We start from the raw sequence: 16836 nt of genomic DNA on the forward strand, positions 1-16836 counted from the left end.
CCCGACGTGACTGTGACCATCACCCGGCCCGCGCGCCGGCGGCCGACCTTCCACGCCCTGCCCGTCGAGGCGGTCGACCGGCTGACCGACGATGCCGTCGCGATCACCTTCGCCGTACCGGACGCGCTCCGTGACGCCTTCGCCTTCCGGGCCGGGCAGCATCTCACCGTCCGCCGGATCGACGCCGTCACCGGTGACGACGTGCGCCGGTCGTACTCCATCTGCTCGACCCCCGCGGAGCTGGCCGGGCGCGGCCGGCTCCGGATCGGCGTCAAGGAGATCCCGGACGGGGCCTTCTCGCGCTTCGCCTCCACCGGGCTGCGCGTCGGGGACACCGTCGAGGTGATGCCGCCGCTGGGGCACTTCACGACGCCCTTCGACCCGGACCGCGCCCGGCACTACGCCGCCGTCGTCGCCGGGTCGGGGATCACCCCCGTCCTCGCGCTGGTCGGCACCGCCCTGGCCACCGAGGCGGAGAGCACGTTCACCCTGCTCTACGGCAACCGCACCGCCCGCAGCGTGATGTTCGCCGAGGAGCTCGCGGATCTGAAGGACCGCTACCCGACGCGGCTGCACATCGTGCACGTGCTCTCGCAGGAGCAGCAGGACGCGGAGCTGCTCTCCGGGCGCATCGACGCCGATCGGCTCGGGCGGTTGCTCGACACGGTGGTGCCGGCCGAGCGGATGGACGAGTGGTTCCTCTGTGGCCCGTACGGCCTGGTCACCGACGCGCGAGACGTGCTGGCGGCCCGTGGTGTGCCCGAGCGGGCCGTGCACACCGAGCTCTTCCACGTCGCCGAGCCGCCGGCGCCGCCGGTACGGCCCACGACCACGTCGGGCACCGAGGTCACCATCCTGCTCGACGGGCGGGCGTCGAACCTGCGCATGGGGCGTGACGAGCGCGTGCTCGACGCGGCCCTCCGGGCACGCCCTGAACTCCCGTACGCCTGCAAGGGCGGGGTCTGCTCGACCTGCCGCGCGAAGGTGGTCGAGGGCGAGGTCGCGATGGCGCGCAACTACGCGCTGGAGCCGGACGAGGTGGCCGCCGGGTACGTGCTGACCTGCCAGTCCAGCCCGCTCAGCGACCGCCTCGTCGTCGACTACGACGGCTGACGCAACGCCGGCGTGTCAGCCGTTTCGTTGTCGTCCGCGGGCCGACGGGGGGACGGCACCCTGAACGTTGGGGGGTCCACCTGGAGCCGGACCGGCGCCGCTTCGGCCGGTGGCCCCCAGACGGACGTCAGACGGTGCACGCCGAGGGCCGCGCCGATCCCCATGAAGAACAGGCCCGGCACGACGTATCTCGGGTCGTGCATGCTCGTCGCCACGGAGATGACGACGAGGGCCAGGCCCACGCCGGCGATGAGCGTCGCATCGCGTCCGTCGGCCCAGCCGGGGCGTCCCGGCCGGCACACCGCTGCGGCGAGGGCGGCCAGGACTCCGAGCAGCAACAACGGACCGGGGATCTTCCCCTGCTGCGAATATGCCTTCAGCGCCGGGCGTAGCCGTTCGATCTGCGCATAGTTGACGGCGGGGCCGCCGAGGCGGTCCCGCACATAGATGCTCGTCTGGCAGGTGTCCGCGTCCCGCACCGGCAGCTGCCAGGCCCGTGCCAGGCAGCGCTGCCCGTCGTCGAATTCGACCAGGCCGGGTATGAAGTGCCAGCCGGTCTCCCGCAGCAGCATCGCGGCATAGTCCCCCGGCTGCTGCGTGATCGCCTCGACGGCGAACTCACGCAGCAACGGGTCGTGCTGGACGTCGCGGTATTTGCGGTGGGCGATCGTGATGTCGGTCCAGACGTATTCGTCGTTGCGCTGGGGCCGCTGGCCGACCGGTTGCTCGGGACAGAGCTCACGGAGCCGATCGGAGAGCTCAAGCACGTCGCAGTCGGCGAACGTGGCCGTGCGGGCGAAGAGGAACCGCCCGTCGTACTGCCCGAACGCGTACACGCCGTGGGCGGAGTGGTACCAGACGAGGTAGCCGCCCAACGGCACCACGAGCGCGACCGCGAAGGCGGCGAGCGAGTGCCAGCGCACCCGGCGGACGAGCAGGTAGCACACGATGAGGCCGGCGATCGGTAACCCTACCGAGCGGGTCAGCGCGGCGGTGGCGACGAGCAGGCCGGCGGTCGCGGCCACCAGCGGGCCGGGTGGATTTCGCCGGGCGAGCAGCAGTATCGCCGCCGCGAGCAGCGCGGTGAAAAGGGCCTCGGCGAGGATGAAGTGCTCGAGCACCAGTTGCCGGGCGTCCAGGGCGACCGGCGTCACCGCGAGCGCGGCGAGCCACCGCCGCACTCCGCGGCGGATCAGGAAGGCGTAGCCCGCGACGACCAGTCCGAGCCCCATGAGGTGTTGCAGGACGGTGACCACGTCAACCGACTGCAGCGGCAGGAGGAGCTTGAGGAATGCGGAGTAGCCGTACGGACGGTCGACGAGCGGACGATCCATCGCCGCGCCCCGCATGTACATGCCGGAGTCGGAATACCTGAGCGCCGGGCGGTAGGCGAGGTAGAGCAGGCAACGCAGCCCCACCGCGAGCGTCAGGACCGCGCCGAAGGCGGCGTGCCGCCGAAGAGTCATGACCAGGCCGGGCCATCCGGTGGGAGCCCGCCGGGGCGAGTCAGTCGTCGCGGTGCCGTCAATGGCCGCCGTGCTCACGCCACCCTCCTCCTGCGAGACTCCCTCGCTCGACCGCCCTGGCGCGGTACCGGCTCACGCTAGCCGGTGTTGCGCCCCCCGCGTGTGCCCGTCCGGTGGGCGAGGCCATGCCAGCCCAGTGCGGCGGCCACGGCGGCGAGCGGCAGGGCCGGTAGCGCGTAGCGGGGCTCGTACATGCCGATCGCGACGGTGAAGATGGCCAGACCGGGACCAGCCAGCACCAACAGGAGGGCGTCGAGCCGGATTCGTCGCGGGACGCGTCGCCGGGCGACGAGCGCCGCGAAGGTGATCAGCACGGCGAGCGAAAGCACAATGGGGATCTGTCGCGCGTATTCGCCGTAGGTGTGCAGCGTCCGGGTCAGCGGCGTCGCGACCGCGGCCCTGTTGGGCACGATCGGTGCGGCGTGGAAGTCGGGCCCGGCTTGCGCCGGCGGACACAGGTCCCGTACGTGAGCTCTTGCGCGGAATGACGTCGGCGGGACCAGCCGCTCCCGCAGGCATTCGTTCATCGGTCCCAGGTAGAGGCCGGGCACGAAGTGGGCCGCGCTCTCCTTCGCCACGATGGCCAGATAGTCGAGCGGCTGCTGCCTGATGACCTCCAGGCTGAAGCCGGTGAGCGCCTTCCGGCCCTCCGGCGCCGCCATCCAGGCGTCGCTCATCCGATCGGGGCGCCGCCAGTAGAACGCGTCGGCGCGGTCCCACCGCTGGCCGAGCGGCTGGTCGGGGCAGGCGATGCGTTGCTCCGGAGTCAGCTTCAGCCGGGCGCAGTCGGCGATGATCGCAGTGCGTCCGTAGAGGGCGGTGCCGCTCTGGGACCCGTACACGCTGGGCCGGTCGCCGACCCAGGCCAGCACACCGACGTACGGCACGAGGAACGCGACGGCGTATCCGACGAAGCACCGCCAACCGGCTCGCCGGATCAGTAGGTAGAGCCCGAGGAGCAGCGCCACGGGCAGGGCGGTCGGCTTGGTGAACCACGCCGCGGCGATCAGCAGGCCCGCCGAGACACTGGCCGGGGCGCCTGGCCTGGGCGACCAGAGCAGCGTGCCGACGGCGGCCGCGAACAGCGCGGTGAAGAGCATGTCGGGGAGCAGGTAGTGCCCCATCGTCAGCATCAGCGAGTCGAAGAGCACGGGAGCGGCGGCAAGGCAGGAAAGCCAGCGGGGGACGCCCCGGCGCTGTAACAGGAGGTACACACCGAGCGCCACCAGCAGGCTCAGCAGGTGCTGGAACGCGGCCACCGCGACGAGCGTGCCGGTCGGCCGGAGCGCCCGGAGCATCACCACGAACCCGAGGGGACGTTGCAGGTGGGGCTCCAGCGGGGCGTACGTCATGATGATGTAGTTGCCGCTGTCGCCCATGAACCAGAACGCCGGCGGATAGCCGACCATGAAGAGCGCCCGGAGGAGCACCCCGAGCCCGATCAGAATCGTGATGCCGAGGTGCTTGCGGAGTAACCGGACCAGCGCGGCGAGTCGGGCGCGCGGTCCGACCGCCCTACCCCCGGCCGCGGTCGGATCTTCCCAGGTGCGATTCGAGGGCATCGTTGTGTCCGTCACGGAATCGTGGGGGGATTCCCTCGTCGTGGAGGCGTGCCTCGACTCGTCGCCCGTGCCGGCCGTTCCCTGCTTCGGTGGAGTGGTTGCGGTCATCGTCGCGTCCCATCCGGAACCTGGCGGGCCGATCCGGTCTCCGAGTCAACAAGGAGGGTCAGCTCAAAGATGCGGAGCGTGCCGACGTCCTCTACTCCATCACAACGAGCGGACACGAGGGGCGCATCGTCTGAGCGGCCACGTACGCTCAAGGACGTGACTGAGAGCCGGGAGATTGACAGCATCCTGCAGCGCGGCGCCGATGGCGGACGGATCACGCCCGAGGAGGCGCTGCTGCTGTACACCGACGCGCCGTTCCACGCCCTCGGCGAGGCGGCCGACGCGGTGCGTCGTCGACGCTATCCCGACAACATCGTCACGTACCTGATCGACCGCAACATCAACTACACCAACGTCTGTGTCACGGCCTGCAAGTTCTGCGCGTTCTACCGCGCACCCAAGCACGCCGAGGGGTGGACGCACCCGATGGAGGAGATCCTCCGCCGGTGCGGTGAGGCGGTCGAGCTCGGCGCGACGCAGGTGATGTTGCAGGGCGGCCACCACCCGGACTACGGCGTGGAGTACTACGAGGAGCTCTTCTCCTCGGTGAAGGCCGCCTACCCCGACCTGGTGATCCACTCGATCGGTCCGAGCGAGATCCTGCACATGGCGAAGGTCTCCGGGGTCTCCCTGGAGGAGGCGATCAGCCGGATCAAGGCCGCCGGTCTGGACTCGATCGCGGGCGCCGGCGCGGAGATGCTCCCGGACCGCCCGCGGCAGGCCATCGCCCCGCTCAAGGAGTCGGGCGCGCGGTGGTTGGAGGTCATGGAACTCGCGCATCGGCTCGGGGTCGAGTCCACCGCGACCATGATGATGGGTACGGGGGAGACCGCCGCCGAGCGCATCGAGCACATGCGGATGATCCGCGACGTGCAGGACCGCACGGGCGGGTTCCGCTCCTTCATCCCGTGGACCTACCAGCCCGAGAACAACCACCTGAAGGGACGCACGCAGGCGACCACCCTGGAATACCTGCGGCTGATCGCGGTGGCCCGGCTCTTCTTCGAGACCGTCCCGCACCTGCAGGCGTCCTGGCTCACGACGGGCAAGGACGTGGGGCAGTTGGCGCTCCACATGGGGGTCGACGATCTCGGGTCGATCATGTTGGAGGAAAACGTGATCTCCTCCGCCGGCGCCCGTCACCGTTCCAACCTGCAGGAGCTGATCTGGATGATCCGCTCCGCGGGCCGGATCCCCGCCCAGCGCGACACGCTCTACCGGCACCTGGCGGTGCATCGCACGCCGGACGAGGACCCGAGCGATGAGCGGATCGTCTCGCACTTCTCCTCGATCGCCCTGCCGGGCGGTGGTGCCGGCAAGACGCTACCGCTTGTCGATGCCGGCTGATACGGAGCGTTACCGCTTCGGTCGTTTGATCGGTGATGATCCAGGTCACCGTCGACCTGTCTGCACTCGACTTCCGGCAGGGTGACTTCGGGCGACCTGCGGCGGTCCGCCTGACGGGCGGCCACCGGCGCGGTACGCCGATCGGTCGATGTTCGGGACGCGATCTGGTGGACATGTCTCCGCCGCGAGGGTGGGAGACGCCGAGTGACCCGCGCCTTCAATTCTGCTAAATCGTTGTATTTAGTACGAATGACCTGCGTTCGACTGGTTCTTTCGCGCCGAGCAGAGGTAGCGGACGCCGGCGGGGACCGCTAGCGTCCCCGCTCGTCGGTCTTCGCGCGGCGACGGAAGCCGTCGTCGTGGATGTTGTCCTCCAGCGGCCCGCGTGGGCCGTACATATAACGCACGGCATCGCGGGCGGGGCGACCGGTCACCCCGCCCGCGGTGTTCGTGCCGCGACCGCCGCCTCGGGGATCCGGGGTCGCCGGAGGCCGTCCGTCGAGCGAAAAGGCGATCTTGGCCGCGGACCCGGGCCGAGGTCACCGCCGGCCGGCTGGCAGAGTTATACGTGTGAGCCGGACATCGCGCGGGCACCGCGCCACCCTGGAGAAGCAGCCCCATGAGGTCGCCGCGATGTTCGACGGCGTGGCGGGCCGGTACGACCTGACCAATACGGTCCTCTCCTTCGGACAGGACCGTGGCTGGCGGCGGGCGACCCGCCAGGCGCTCGGGCTGCACCCCGGCGACCGCGTTCTCGACGTCGGCGCCGGCACCGGCGTCTCCACCGCCGAACTGGCCCTGTCCGGCGGGCGGGCCGTGGGGTTGGATCTCTCGCTCGGCATGCTGCGCGCCGGCCGTCGGGTGCGGCCGCAGGTGCCGCTGCTGGCCGGTGACGCGCTCGCGCTGCCCTTTCCCGATGCCACCTTCGACGCGGTGACCATCTCGTTCGCGCTGCGCAACGTGGTGGACACCGACGCGGCGCTGCGCGAACTGGCGCGGGTGACCCGGCCGGGGGGACGGCTGGTCGTCTGCGAGTTCAGCCGCCCGACCAACCCGGCGTTCCGCACCGCCTACCTGTCCTACCTCATGCGCTCCCTGCCGACGGTCGCCCGCGCGGTGTCGAGCAACCCCGACGCCTACGTCTATCTCGCCGAGTCCATTCAGGAGTGGCCGGATCAGGCCGCACTGGCCGGACGGATCGGTGGCTCGGGATGGGGGGCGGTGGCCTGGCGGAACCTCACCGGAGGGATCGTCGCGCTCCATCGCGCCGTTCGGGACTAGGGACACGGCCGGCACGCTGACACCCGTTTTGATGCGGGCTCCGGAGTGTGTGATTACCGCTCATTGGTCCACTTTGCGCGCGTAGGCTGCCCGCATGATGGGGGAGCACGAGCCGGTCAACGGTGAGCAGGTGACAACGGAGCACGCGGCACCGGGGGACGAGAACACCATGGAGCTGATCGCGCGGATCCGGGCGCTCGCCGCGCACGATCCGGCGGTACGGCAGGTGGTCACCGACGTACTCGCGGAGTTGGACCGGGTGACCGGCGGCGCCTTCCGCGACGGGCACCGGGAGGACGGCACTCTGGCCGGACCCGGCCTTCCGGGCCCGATGGCCCCCACCTCGCCGAGTTAGGCGCACCTAACCGGGCGGGCGTGCCGTCGCGGTCATAGACTCCTCCCCGGACGTCGCTTGTGAAGCATTTCACGAGCGTTCAGGACGGGAAGGGGAGGTGGCCGTGAGCGACAACGAAGCCGATGTCATCGTCATCGGCGCCGGTCCCGGTGGCTCCGCCACTGCCTATCACCTGGCCCGGCACGGTGTGCGAGTCCTGCTGCTGGAGAAGACCGAGTTTCCGCGCGAGAAGGTCTGCGGCGACGGTCTGACGCCGCGCGCGGTCAAGCAGCTCATCAAGCTCGGCGTCGACACCTCGCCCGAGGCTGGCTGGCTGCCCAACCGCGGCCTGCGGGTGATCGGCGGCGGGGTCCGACTCGAGCTCGACTGGCCGGAGTTGGCGAGCTTCCCCGACTACGGCCTGGTCCGCACCCGGCTCGACTTCGACGACCTGCTCGCGCAGCGCGCCGTTGCCGCCGGGGCCGTGCTGCGTACCAACACCAACGTCGTCGCGCCGGTCCTCGACCCGACCGGCCGCGTCATCGGCGTCTCCACCGAGGTCGGTCCGGAGAAGGCGCCGGTCACCTTCCACGCGCCGCTCGTCGTCGCCGCCGACGGTGTCTCCGGCCGCTTCCCGCTCGCGCTCGGCCTGGCCAAGCGCGAGGACCGGCCGATCGGCGTGGCGGTCCGGCGCTACTACAAGTCGCCCGCGCGCCACAACGACGACTACCTGGAGTCGTGGCTGGAACTGCGCAGCCGGGAGGGGGGCGACAAGCTCCTTCCGGGATACGGCTGGATCTTCGGCCTCGGTGACGGCCGCGTCAACGCCGGCCTCGGGGTGCTCAACTCGTCCACGGCTTTCGGCAAGACCAACTACCGCCGGCTGCTGACCGACTGGCTCGCCAACACCCCGCCGGAGTGGGGACTGAACGACGACGCGAACGCGGACGGTCCCATCCTCGGCGCCGCACTGCCGATGGGCTTCAACCGCGTCCCGCACTACACCCGTGGCGTGCTGCTCGTCGGCGACTCCGGCGGCATGGTCAACCCGTTCAACGGCGAGGGCATCCCCTACGCCATGGAGTCGGGTGAACTTGCCGCCGAGATCGCGGTGCAGGCACTCGCCCGCCCGGCCGGCCCCGACCGCGAGCGCGCGCTCGCCCAGTATCCGGCCGAGCTCAAGGCCCGTTACGGCGGTTATTACCGTCTCGGCGGGATGTTCGTGAAGGTCATCGGCAACCCGCAGATCATGCGAATCGCCACCAAGCACGGCATGCCGCACCCAACGCTGATGCGATTCGTGCTCAAATTGCTCGCCAACCTCACCGACCCGCGTGGCGGCGACGCGATGGACCGGATCATCAACGCGATGTCCAAGGTGGCACCCGCGGTGTGAGCGTGCGGAGTGAGCTTGCGAGCTCCGCAGCGCGAGCGAAGGCATTGCGGGGGCCGGGTGACCCCGGTCGGAGCAGCGGTTGTTATTGCGAATAGTGTGATTCTGATCAACTGGTGGAACGGCAGGAGGAGACGGTGTCACTCTCCGCGTGGGTGCCCATTGTGGGGCTGTTGGTCCTGGGCGCGCTCTTCTCGCTCTTCTCCGTGGCGATCGCGCCAATCGTCGGGCCGAAGCGCTACAACCGGGCGAAGCTCGAGGCGTACGAGTGTGGGATTGAGCCTACGCCGCAGCCGATCGGTGGCGGGCGCTTCCCGATCAAGTTCTATCTGACCGCGATGCTGTTCATCATCTTTGACATCGAGGTCATCTTCCTCTACCCCTGGGCCGTGTCGTTCAACGCGCTCGGTCTCTTCGGGTTCGTCGAGATGCTCCTCTTCATTGGCTCCGTGTTCATCGCGTACGCCTACGTGTGGCGGCGTGGCGGCCTGGACTGGGACTGAGGATTCGCCATGGGTATCGAGGAGAAACTGCCGAGCGGCATCCTGCTCACCTCGGTCGAGAAGCTGTCCAACTGGGCGCGTAAGTCGTCGTTCTGGGGAGCTACCTTCGGCCTTGCCTGCTGCGCGATCGAGATGATGGCGGCCGGCACCCCCCACTACGACCTCGGTCGATGGGGCATGGAGGTGTTCCGCGCCTCGCCGCGGCAGGCCGACCTGATGATCGTGGCTGGACGGGTGAGCCAGAAGATGGCGCCGGTCGTCCGCCAGATCTACGACCAGATGCCCGAGCCCCGCTCGGTCATCTCGATGGGCGTCTGCGCATCGTCCGGCGGCATGTTCAACAACTACGCCATCGTGCAGGGCGTCGACCACATCGTGCCGGTCGACATGTACCTGCCCGGCTGCCCGCCGCGTCCGGAGATGCTGATCGACGCGATCCTCAAGCTGCGCGAGAAGGTCATGGCGCAGCCGCTCGGCCCCAACGGCCGCAAGATGCTCGAAGCCCGGATCGCCCGCGGTGACGTCCCCGTGGTGGCGCCCGGCGCGATGCCCTCCTCCTACCGCTCCGACAAGAAGCGTCGGGCCGAGTGGGAGGCCGCGGTCCGCGAGGGGCGCGAGGAACAGTTGCGGATCGAGAACTGGATGAAGGCCCAGAATCACATTCACGGCGGTGCCCGGTGAGCGCGAGGAGTGAGCTTGCGAGCCCCGCAGTCGCGAACGGGAAGGTGACCCGGTGAGTCAGTCCCCGGACCGGGACAGCGTCCGATCGCCGCAGAACCAGGTGCCGAGTGAGAAGCCGGGCGGCGGCGTGCCGGTTTCGGCTCCGCCGGTCGGCGCGACCAGCGGGGCACCCGCCGAGCACCCGCCGGCGAGCCCCGCGGGCCAAGGCATGTTCGGCATCCACGGCTCCGGTGACACGTCCGGCTTCGGCGGCCTCGTCCGGCGCCGTACGTTGGCCGTGGACAGCCCGCGGCCGTTCGGCGGTTACTTCGACGAGGTCTACGACGCGCTGGAGGAGGCCTACCCGGCCTTCGCCGACGCGATCGAGAAGGTCGTCGTGGACCGGGGTGAGCTCACCCTGCACATCCGACCGGACAAGATCGCCGAGGTGTGCCAGGTGATGCGGGACGACGAGTCGCTCCGCTTCGAGCTCTGCTCCTCGGTCTCCGGGGTCGACTACCTCGGCTCCGACGAGCGGCGGCTGCACATCACCTACCACCTGACCTCGATGACCTACCGGCGTCGGGTGCGGCTGGAGGCGGCGGTCCCGGTCGCCGAGCCGCACCTGCCGACGGTGACCAGCGTCTACCCGACGGCCGACTGGCAGGAGCGGGAGACGTACGACATGTTCGGCGTCATCTTCGACGGCCACCCCAGCCTCACCCGGATCCTCATGCCGGACGACTGGGAGGGCCACCCGCAGCGCAAGGACTACCCGCTCGGCGGCGTGCCGATCGAGTACAAGGGTGCACAGATTCCCCCTCCCGACGAGCGGAGGAGCTACCAGTGAGCACTTCCACCAATCCGAGCTACGCGCAGGAGCGCGAGACCACCGAGGGCAAGGTCTTCACGGTCACCGGCGGTGACTGGGACTCGGTCGTCAGCGGCACGGACCCCATGGACGAGCGGATCGTCGTCAACATGGGTCCGCAGCACCCGTCGACCCACGGCGTGCTCCGGCTGGTCCTGGAGCTGGAGGGCGAGACGGTCCGTGAGGCCCGCCCGGTCGTCGGCTATCTGCACACCGGCATCGAGAAGAACCTCGAATACCGCAACTGGGTGCAGGGGACGACCTTCGTCACCCGCATGGACTACCTCGCGCCGATCTTCAACGAGACCGGTTACGCCCTCGCGGTCGAGCGGCTCCTCGGCATCGAGGACCAGATCACCGAGCGGGCGAACACGATCCGCGTGCTCATGATGGAGCTCAACCGGATCTCCTCGCACCTGGTCTGGCTGGCGACGACCGGCATGGAGCTCGGCGCGATCTCGATGATGCTCTACGGCTTCCGGGAGCGCGAGTACATCCTGGACATCTTCGAGCTCTGCTCGGGGCTGCGGATGAACATGGCGTACATCCGGCCGGGCGGCGTCGCGCAGGACGTGCCGGACGAGGCCGTCAAGAAGATCCACGAGTTCCTCGACTACCTGCCCAAGCGGCTCAAGGAGTACGAGGACCTGCTCAGCGGCCAGATCATCTGGAAGGACCGCACGCAGGGCGTGGCGGTGCTGGATGTGACGGGCTGCCTCGCGCTGGGCGTCACGGGTCCGGTGCTGCGCTCGGCCGGGCTCGCCTGGGACCTGCGCAAGACGATGCCGTACTGCGGCTACGAGACGTACGAGTTTGACGTGCCGACCGCGACGACGGCCGACGTGTGGGGCCGCTACCTGGTGCGGCTCGCCGAGATCCGCGAGTCGATGAAGATCGTGCAGCAGGCGGTCGACCGGCTCAAGCCCGGCCCGATCATGGTGGCGGACAAGAAGGTCGCCTGGCCGGCGCAGCTCGCGATCGGCGTCGACGGCATGGGCAACTCGCTCGAGCACGTCGCGAAGATCATGGGTCAGTCGATGGAGTCGCTGATCCACCACTTCAAGCTCGTCACCGAGGGCTTCCGCGTCCCGCCGGGGCAGGTCTACGTCGCGATCGAGAGCCCCCGCGGTGAGCTGGGTGTGCACGCGGTCTCCGACGGCGGCACGCGCCCCTACCGGGTGCACTACCGGGAGCCGAGCTTCGTCAACCTGCAGGCCATCCCCGCGATGGCCGAGGGCGCACTGCTGGCGGACGTGATCGCCGGCGGCGCCTCACTGGACCCCGTGATGGGTGGGTGTGACCGCTGATGTCTTTCAGTGAAGAGACCCGGGAGCGGGCGCGCGAGATCATCGCGCGGTACCCCGCCGACCGGTCGCGCTCGGCGCTGCTGCCGCTGCTGCACCTGGTGCAGTCGGAGGAGGGCTACGTGTCGCCGGCCGGCGTCGCGTTCTGCGCCGAGGTGCTGGGCCTGAACAAGGCCCAGGTCGGCGCGGTGGCCACCTTCTACACGATGTACAAGCGCCGCCCGACCGGGGACTTTCTGGTCAGCGTCTGCACCAACACGATGTGCAACGTGCTCGGCGGTCAGCAGGTCTACGACACGCTGACCGAGCACCTGGGTGTGGGGCACGACGAGACGACGGCCGACGGCACCATCACGCTCGAGCACGCCGAGTGCCTGGCGGCCTGCGACTACGGCCCGGTCATGACGGTCAACTACGACTTCTTCGACAAGGTCGACCCGGACAGCGCGGTCGCGGTCGTGGACGAACTGCGCGGCGGCGGGCGGCCGATGCCGACCCGTGGCCCGCGGCTCTGCACGCTCAAGGAGATGTCGCTGCAGCTCGCCGGGTTCGCCGACACCCGCGACGGCGCGGTCGGCGAAGGACCGGCCGGCGACGCCACCCTGCGCGGTCTGCGCCTGGCCCAGCAGCACGGCGTCTCGGTGCCGGGCTTCGACCCGAACACCCCGATCGTCAGCAAGCAGGACGGGGGCGCGACGGCGACGAAGACCCCGGCCGCGGCGACCGGGACCACCGCGCCGGACGTGAAGGCGCCGCAGGACAAGTCGCCGGAGATCCGTGCCGCCGAGACGCGGGCGCCGGACGCCAAGACCGCGGTTCCGGACGCGCCCGGCACCAAGGTTCCCGCCGACGGGCCGGCGCCGGCGGACGACGCCAAGGCCGCCGAGGCGGCCGGGGTGGCGGCCAACAAGCCCGCCAGTGATGGCAAGCCGGCCGGTGACTCGGCGGCATCGCCGAAGGAGGCAGACAAGTGACTCAGCCTCGGCGGGAGACGCTGGAGAAGCTGACCCCGGTCCTCACCAAGCGCTGGCTGTCGCCGGACGCCTGGCGGCTCGACGTCTACGAGCGGCTCGACGGCTACGCCGCCCTGCGGAAGGCGCTCGCCGTCCACCCCGACGACCTGATCCAGTTGGTGAAGGACTCGGGGCTGCGCGGTCGTGGTGGCGCGGGCTTTCCCACCGGTCTCAAGTGGGGCTTCATCCCGCAGAACGACGGGAAGCCGCACTACCTGGTGGTCAACGCCGACGAAGGCGAGCCGGGCACCTGCAAGGACCTGCCGCTGATGACGCACGACCCGCACTCGCTGGTCGAGGGCGTGATCATCGCGTCGTACGCGATCCGGGCGAACCGGGCCTACATCTACATCCGCGGTGAGGCGGTGCACGCCGCGCGTCGGCTGCGCAACGCGGTCGCCGAGGCGTACAAGGCCGGCTACCTGGGCTCGAACATCATGGGCTCCGGTTTCGACCTCGATCTGGTCGTGCACAGCGGCGCCGGCGCCTACATCTGTGGCGAGGAGACCGCGCTGCTGGACTCGCTGGAGGGCTTCCGCGGTCAGCCCCGGCTCCGCCCGCCGTTCCCGGCGACCCACGGCCTCTACGCCTGCCCCACGGTGGTCAACAACGTCGGCACCATCGCCAGCGTGCCGTACATCGTGCTCGGTGGCGCGGCCTGGTGGAAGACGATGGGCACGGAGAAGTCCTCCGGGCCGATGATCTACTCGCTCTCCGGCCGGATCGCCAACCCCGGGCAGTACGAGGCCTCGATGGGGATCACGCTGCGCGAGCTCATCGAACTCGCGGGTGGCATGCAGCCCGGGCACAACCTGAAGTTCTGGACACCCGGCGGATCGTCGACGCCGCTGCTCACCGCCGAGCACCTCGATGTGCCGATGGACTTCGAGGGGGTCGCCGGGGCGGGCTCCATCCTGGGCACCACGGCGACGCAGATCTTCTCCGACCAGGACTGCCCGGTCTACGCGACGTACCGGTGGCTGGAGTTCTACCACCACGAGTCGTGCGGCAAGTGCACCCCGTGCCGGGAGGGCAACTACTGGATGGTGCGCGTCTACCGGCGGATCCTCGCCGGCCAGGGCACGCACGAGGACCTCGACACCCTGCTGGACACCTGCGACAACATCCTGGGCCGCTCGTTCTGCGGCCTCGGTGACGGCGCCACCAGTTCGGTGACCTCCTCACTGAAGTTCTTCAAGCAGGACTACGTGGACTACATCGAGGGTCGGACGGCGCCCAAGCTGTCGGCGAAGACCCTCGTGGGAGCGCACTAATGACCGAGGTAGCCAAGGCGGCCGACACCGTCACGCTCACCATCGACGGCATCGAGGTGACCGCGCCGAAGGGTGCGCTGCTCATCCGGGTCGCCGAGCAGTTGGGCATCGAGATCCCGCGCTTCTGCGACCACCCGCTGCTCGCCCCGGCTGGCGCCTGCCGCCAGTGCCTGGTCGATGTGGAGGGCCAGCGCAAGCCGGTCGCCTCGTGCACCCAGACCGTCGCCGACGGCATGGTCGTCCGGACCCAGCTCACCTCTCCCGTGGCCAAGAAGGCCCAGGAGGGGATCATGGAGCTGCTCCTGGTCAACCACCCGCTCGACTGCCCGATGTGTGACAAGGGCGGCGAGTGCCCGCTGCAGAACCAGGCCATGTCGACCGGGCGCACCGACTCGCGGTTCCACGAGCAGAAGCGCGAGTACGAGAAGCCGGTCAACATCTCCAGCCAGGTCCTCCTCGACCGGGAACGCTGCGTGCTCTGCCAGCGCTGCACCCGGTTCTCCGAGGAGATCGCGGGCGACAAGTTCATCGACCTGATGGACCGCTCGTCCGGCGAGCAGATCAACGTCTACCGCGACGAGGTGTACGGAGGCGAAGAGGGCGGCGAAGGCGACGTCCCCTTCAACTCCTACTTCTCCGGCAACACCGTGCAGATCTGCCCGGTGGGCGCGCTCACCGGTGCCCAGTACCGCTTCCGCGCCCGCCCGTTCGACCTGGTCTCCACGCCGAGCGTCTGCGAGCACTGCTCGGCCGGCTGCGCCCAGCGCACCGACCACCGCCGCGGCAAGGTGATGCGTCGACTGGCCGGCGACGACGCCGCGGTGAACGAGGAGTGGAACTGCGACAAGGGCCGGTGGGGCTTCCGGTACGCCACCGCCTTCGACCGGATGACCAACCCGCTCGTGCGCGACGCCAAGACCGGTGAGCTGCGCGAGGCATCGTGGAGCGAGGCGTTCGCCGTCGCCGCCGACGGGCTGCGCAAGGCCCGTGACGGCGCGCACGGCGTCGGGGTGCTCACCGGGGGCCGGCTCACTGTCGAGGACGCGTACGCGTACGCGAAGTTCGCCCGGGTCGCGCTGCACACCAACGACATCGACTTCCGCGCCCGGCCGGTCTCCGCCGAGGAGACCGAGTTCCTGGCCGCCCGCGTCGCCGGTAGCACCGACGTCACCTACGCCGACGTCGAGAAGGCGCCGGCCGTGGTGATCGTCGGCCTGGAGCCCGAGGAAGAGTGCCCCATCCTCTTCCTCCGGCTGCGCAAGGCCTACACGAAGAAGCGGCTGCGCGTGCTGGCGGTCGCCCCGTTCGCGACCCGTGCGTTCGAGAAGCTCGGCGCGACGCTGGTGACCACGGTCCCCGGCGACGAGGGCCGGGTGCTGGCCGACGACGCGGCCGTGGCCGAGGCGCTCGGCGTCGAGGGCGCGATCCTGCTGGTCGGTGAGCGGCTCGCCTCCGTCCCGGGCGGACTGTCGGCGGCCGCCGCGCTCGCCGCCCGTACCGGGGCGAAGCTGGCCTGGGTGCCGCGGCGCGCAGGCGACCGGGGTGCTGTCGACGCCGGCTGCCTGCCCAATCTGCTGCCGGGCGCCCGTCCGGTCGGCGACGCGGTGGCGCGGGCCGAGCTGGCCGGCGCGTGGGACCTGGCGGCCGGGGTCATCCCGAGCCGGGTCGGACGGGACACCGACGGGATCATCGCGGCGGCGGCCGAGGGCCGCATCGGCGCGCTGGTCGTCGCCGGAGTGGACCCGGCCGACCTGGCCGACCCGCGCCTCGCCGAAGAGGCGCTCGACACGGTGCCGTTCCTGGTCAGCCTGGAGGTGCGGCACAGCGCCGTGAGCCGCCGGGCCGACGTGGTCCTTCCGGTCGCGCCGGTGGTCGAGAAGGCCGGCAGCTTCGTCGACTGGGAAGGGCGTCTGCGGACGTTCGAGGCGGTGCTCAACACGACGGCGATGAACGACGGCCGCGTGCTCGACGCGATCGCGGCGCAGTTGGGTGTCACCCTCGGCACCGCCGACGTCAACGGCATCCGCCGCGAGCTGGGCACGCTGCCGGCGACCCGCGCGGACCGCCCGGCCGCTCCGGCGGTCGAGCCGGCCGCCGCGCGGCGGGGCGGGGACGGCGAGGCCGTGCTGGCGACCTGGCACCACCTGATCGACCTCGGCGCGCTGACCGACGGCGACGAACACCTCGGTGGCACGGCGAGGGTGCCGGTGGTCCGGCTGGCGAAGGGTACGGCGGAGACGCTCGGCGTCGCCGACGGCGAGGCTGTCACGGTCGACACCGACCGCGGTGGTCTCACCCTTCCGGCGGCGATCACCGACATGCCCGAGGGCGTGGTGTGGCTGCCGACCAACTCACCCGGTTCGACCGTCCGGCGCAGCCTCGGCGTCACGTCCGGGGCGGTCGTGCGGGTTTCCGCCGGACGTACGGTCGCGGCGGACGCCACCGGCCGTCCGGGGCCGCTGCTCAACGCAGGCGGTGTCGCGTGAGCGCGAGGAGTGAGCTCGCGGCCGTCCGGCCGCTCCCGGCCGCTGAGACGCGGGCAGTCGC

The 16836-nt window shown here is 70.3% G+C and carries 14 protein-coding genes; 12 read left to right on the plus strand and 2 right to left on the minus strand.

The window, feature by feature from the left end:
• Nucleotides 1-6: 6 nt before the first annotated feature.
• Nucleotides 7-1113 (plus strand): 1,2-phenylacetyl-CoA epoxidase subunit PaaE, encoded by a 1107-nt coding sequence (gene paaE, locus AB0J06_RS14315; RefSeq protein WP_357428371.1) that lies wholly within the window; start codon nt 7-9, stop codon nt 1111-1113.
• Here the strand turns inward: paaE and AB0J06_RS14320 are convergent.
• A complete protein-coding gene (locus AB0J06_RS14320) occupies nt 1101-2657 on the minus strand; it encodes a hypothetical protein (RefSeq protein ID WP_357428373.1) in 1557 nt (518 codons plus the stop codon). The two genes, paaE and AB0J06_RS14320, sit on opposite strands and share 13 nt — an antisense overlap.
• Before the next feature lie 59 nt (nt 2658-2716).
• Entirely contained in the window at nt 2717-4201 is a 1485-nt protein-coding gene (locus tag AB0J06_RS14325; RefSeq protein ID WP_357428375.1) for a hypothetical protein, read from the minus strand.
• Between the two features lie 264 nt (nt 4202-4465).
• Here AB0J06_RS14325 and mqnC point away from each other — a divergent pair, with 264 nt between their 5' ends.
• From mqnC to AB0J06_RS14380, 11 genes are all read left to right on the plus strand, one after another.
• On the plus strand, nt 4466-5656 hold the full coding sequence (mqnC, locus tag AB0J06_RS14330) for a cyclic dehypoxanthinyl futalosine synthase (protein ID WP_357428377.1): 1191 nt from the start codon (nt 4466-4468) through the stop codon (nt 5654-5656).
• A gap of 570 nt (nt 5657-6226) precedes the next feature.
• Entirely contained in the window at nt 6227-6937 is a 711-nt protein-coding gene (locus AB0J06_RS14335; RefSeq protein WP_357428379.1) for a demethylmenaquinone methyltransferase, read from the plus strand.
• Nucleotides 6938-7031: 94 nt separating this feature from the next.
• Nucleotides 7032-7292 (plus strand): hypothetical protein, encoded by a 261-nt coding sequence (locus tag AB0J06_RS14340; RefSeq protein ID WP_357428381.1) that lies wholly within the window; start codon nt 7032-7034, stop codon nt 7290-7292.
• Between the two features lie 97 nt (nt 7293-7389).
• Nucleotides 7390-8667, plus strand: coding sequence for a geranylgeranyl reductase family protein (locus tag AB0J06_RS14345; protein WP_357428383.1), 1278 nt, complete (start codon nt 7390-7392; stop codon nt 8665-8667).
• 134 nt (nt 8668-8801) lie between these two features.
• Entirely contained in the window at nt 8802-9167 is a 366-nt protein-coding gene (locus tag AB0J06_RS14350) for an NADH-quinone oxidoreductase subunit A (RefSeq protein ID WP_357428453.1), read from the plus strand.
• Nucleotides 9168-9176: 9 nt separating this feature from the next.
• Nucleotides 9177-9848: an NADH-quinone oxidoreductase subunit B family protein gene (locus AB0J06_RS14355; RefSeq protein ID WP_357428385.1), complete on the plus strand. Its 672-nt coding sequence runs from the start codon at nt 9177-9179 to the stop codon at nt 9846-9848.
• Nucleotides 9849-9948: 100 nt separating this feature from the next.
• Nucleotides 9949-10677 (plus strand): NADH-quinone oxidoreductase subunit C, encoded by a 729-nt coding sequence (locus AB0J06_RS14360; protein ID WP_357428455.1) that lies wholly within the window; start codon nt 9949-9951, stop codon nt 10675-10677.
• Nucleotides 10674-12005: an NADH-quinone oxidoreductase subunit D gene (locus AB0J06_RS14365; protein WP_357428387.1), complete on the plus strand. Its 1332-nt coding sequence runs from the start codon at nt 10674-10676 to the stop codon at nt 12003-12005. Before AB0J06_RS14360 ends, AB0J06_RS14365 begins: the two co-directional genes overlap by 4 nt.
• Nucleotides 12002-12976: an NADH-quinone oxidoreductase subunit NuoE gene (gene nuoE, locus AB0J06_RS14370; protein WP_357428456.1), complete on the plus strand. Its 975-nt coding sequence runs from the start codon at nt 12002-12004 to the stop codon at nt 12974-12976. The genes AB0J06_RS14365 and nuoE overlap by 4 nt, the downstream gene beginning before the upstream one ends.
• On the plus strand, nt 12973-14289 hold the full coding sequence (gene nuoF, locus AB0J06_RS14375; RefSeq protein ID WP_357428389.1) for an NADH-quinone oxidoreductase subunit NuoF: 1317 nt from the start codon (nt 12973-12975) through the stop codon (nt 14287-14289). Before nuoE ends, nuoF begins: the two co-directional genes overlap by 4 nt.
• Entirely contained in the window at nt 14289-16775 is a 2487-nt protein-coding gene (locus tag AB0J06_RS14380; RefSeq protein WP_357428391.1) for an NADH-quinone oxidoreductase subunit G, read from the plus strand. The genes nuoF and AB0J06_RS14380 overlap by 1 nt, the downstream gene beginning before the upstream one ends.
• Nucleotides 16776-16836: the final 61 nt, after the last annotated feature.

Source organism: Micromonospora sp. NPDC049679, from assembly GCF_040659735.1.
Taxonomy (GTDB): Bacteria; Actinomycetota; Actinomycetes; order Mycobacteriales; family Micromonosporaceae; genus Micromonospora_I.

What these genes read in the sequence shown, in the direction of transcription:
- AB0J06_RS14325 (WP_357428375.1), bottom strand. Translation starts at nt 4,201, where the DNA reads ATGCCCTCGAATCGCACCTGGGAAGATCCGACCGCGGCCGGGGGTAGG.
- AB0J06_RS14340 (WP_357428381.1), top strand. Translation starts at nt 7,032, where the DNA reads ATGATGGGGGAGCACGAGCCGGTCAACGGTGAGCAGGTGACAACGGAG.
- AB0J06_RS14355 (WP_357428385.1), top strand. Translation starts at nt 9,177, where the DNA reads ATGGGTATCGAGGAGAAACTGCCGAGCGGCATCCTGCTCACCTCGGTC.
- AB0J06_RS14380 (WP_357428391.1), top strand. Translation starts at nt 14,289, where the DNA reads ATGACCGAGGTAGCCAAGGCGGCCGACACCGTCACGCTCACCATCGAC.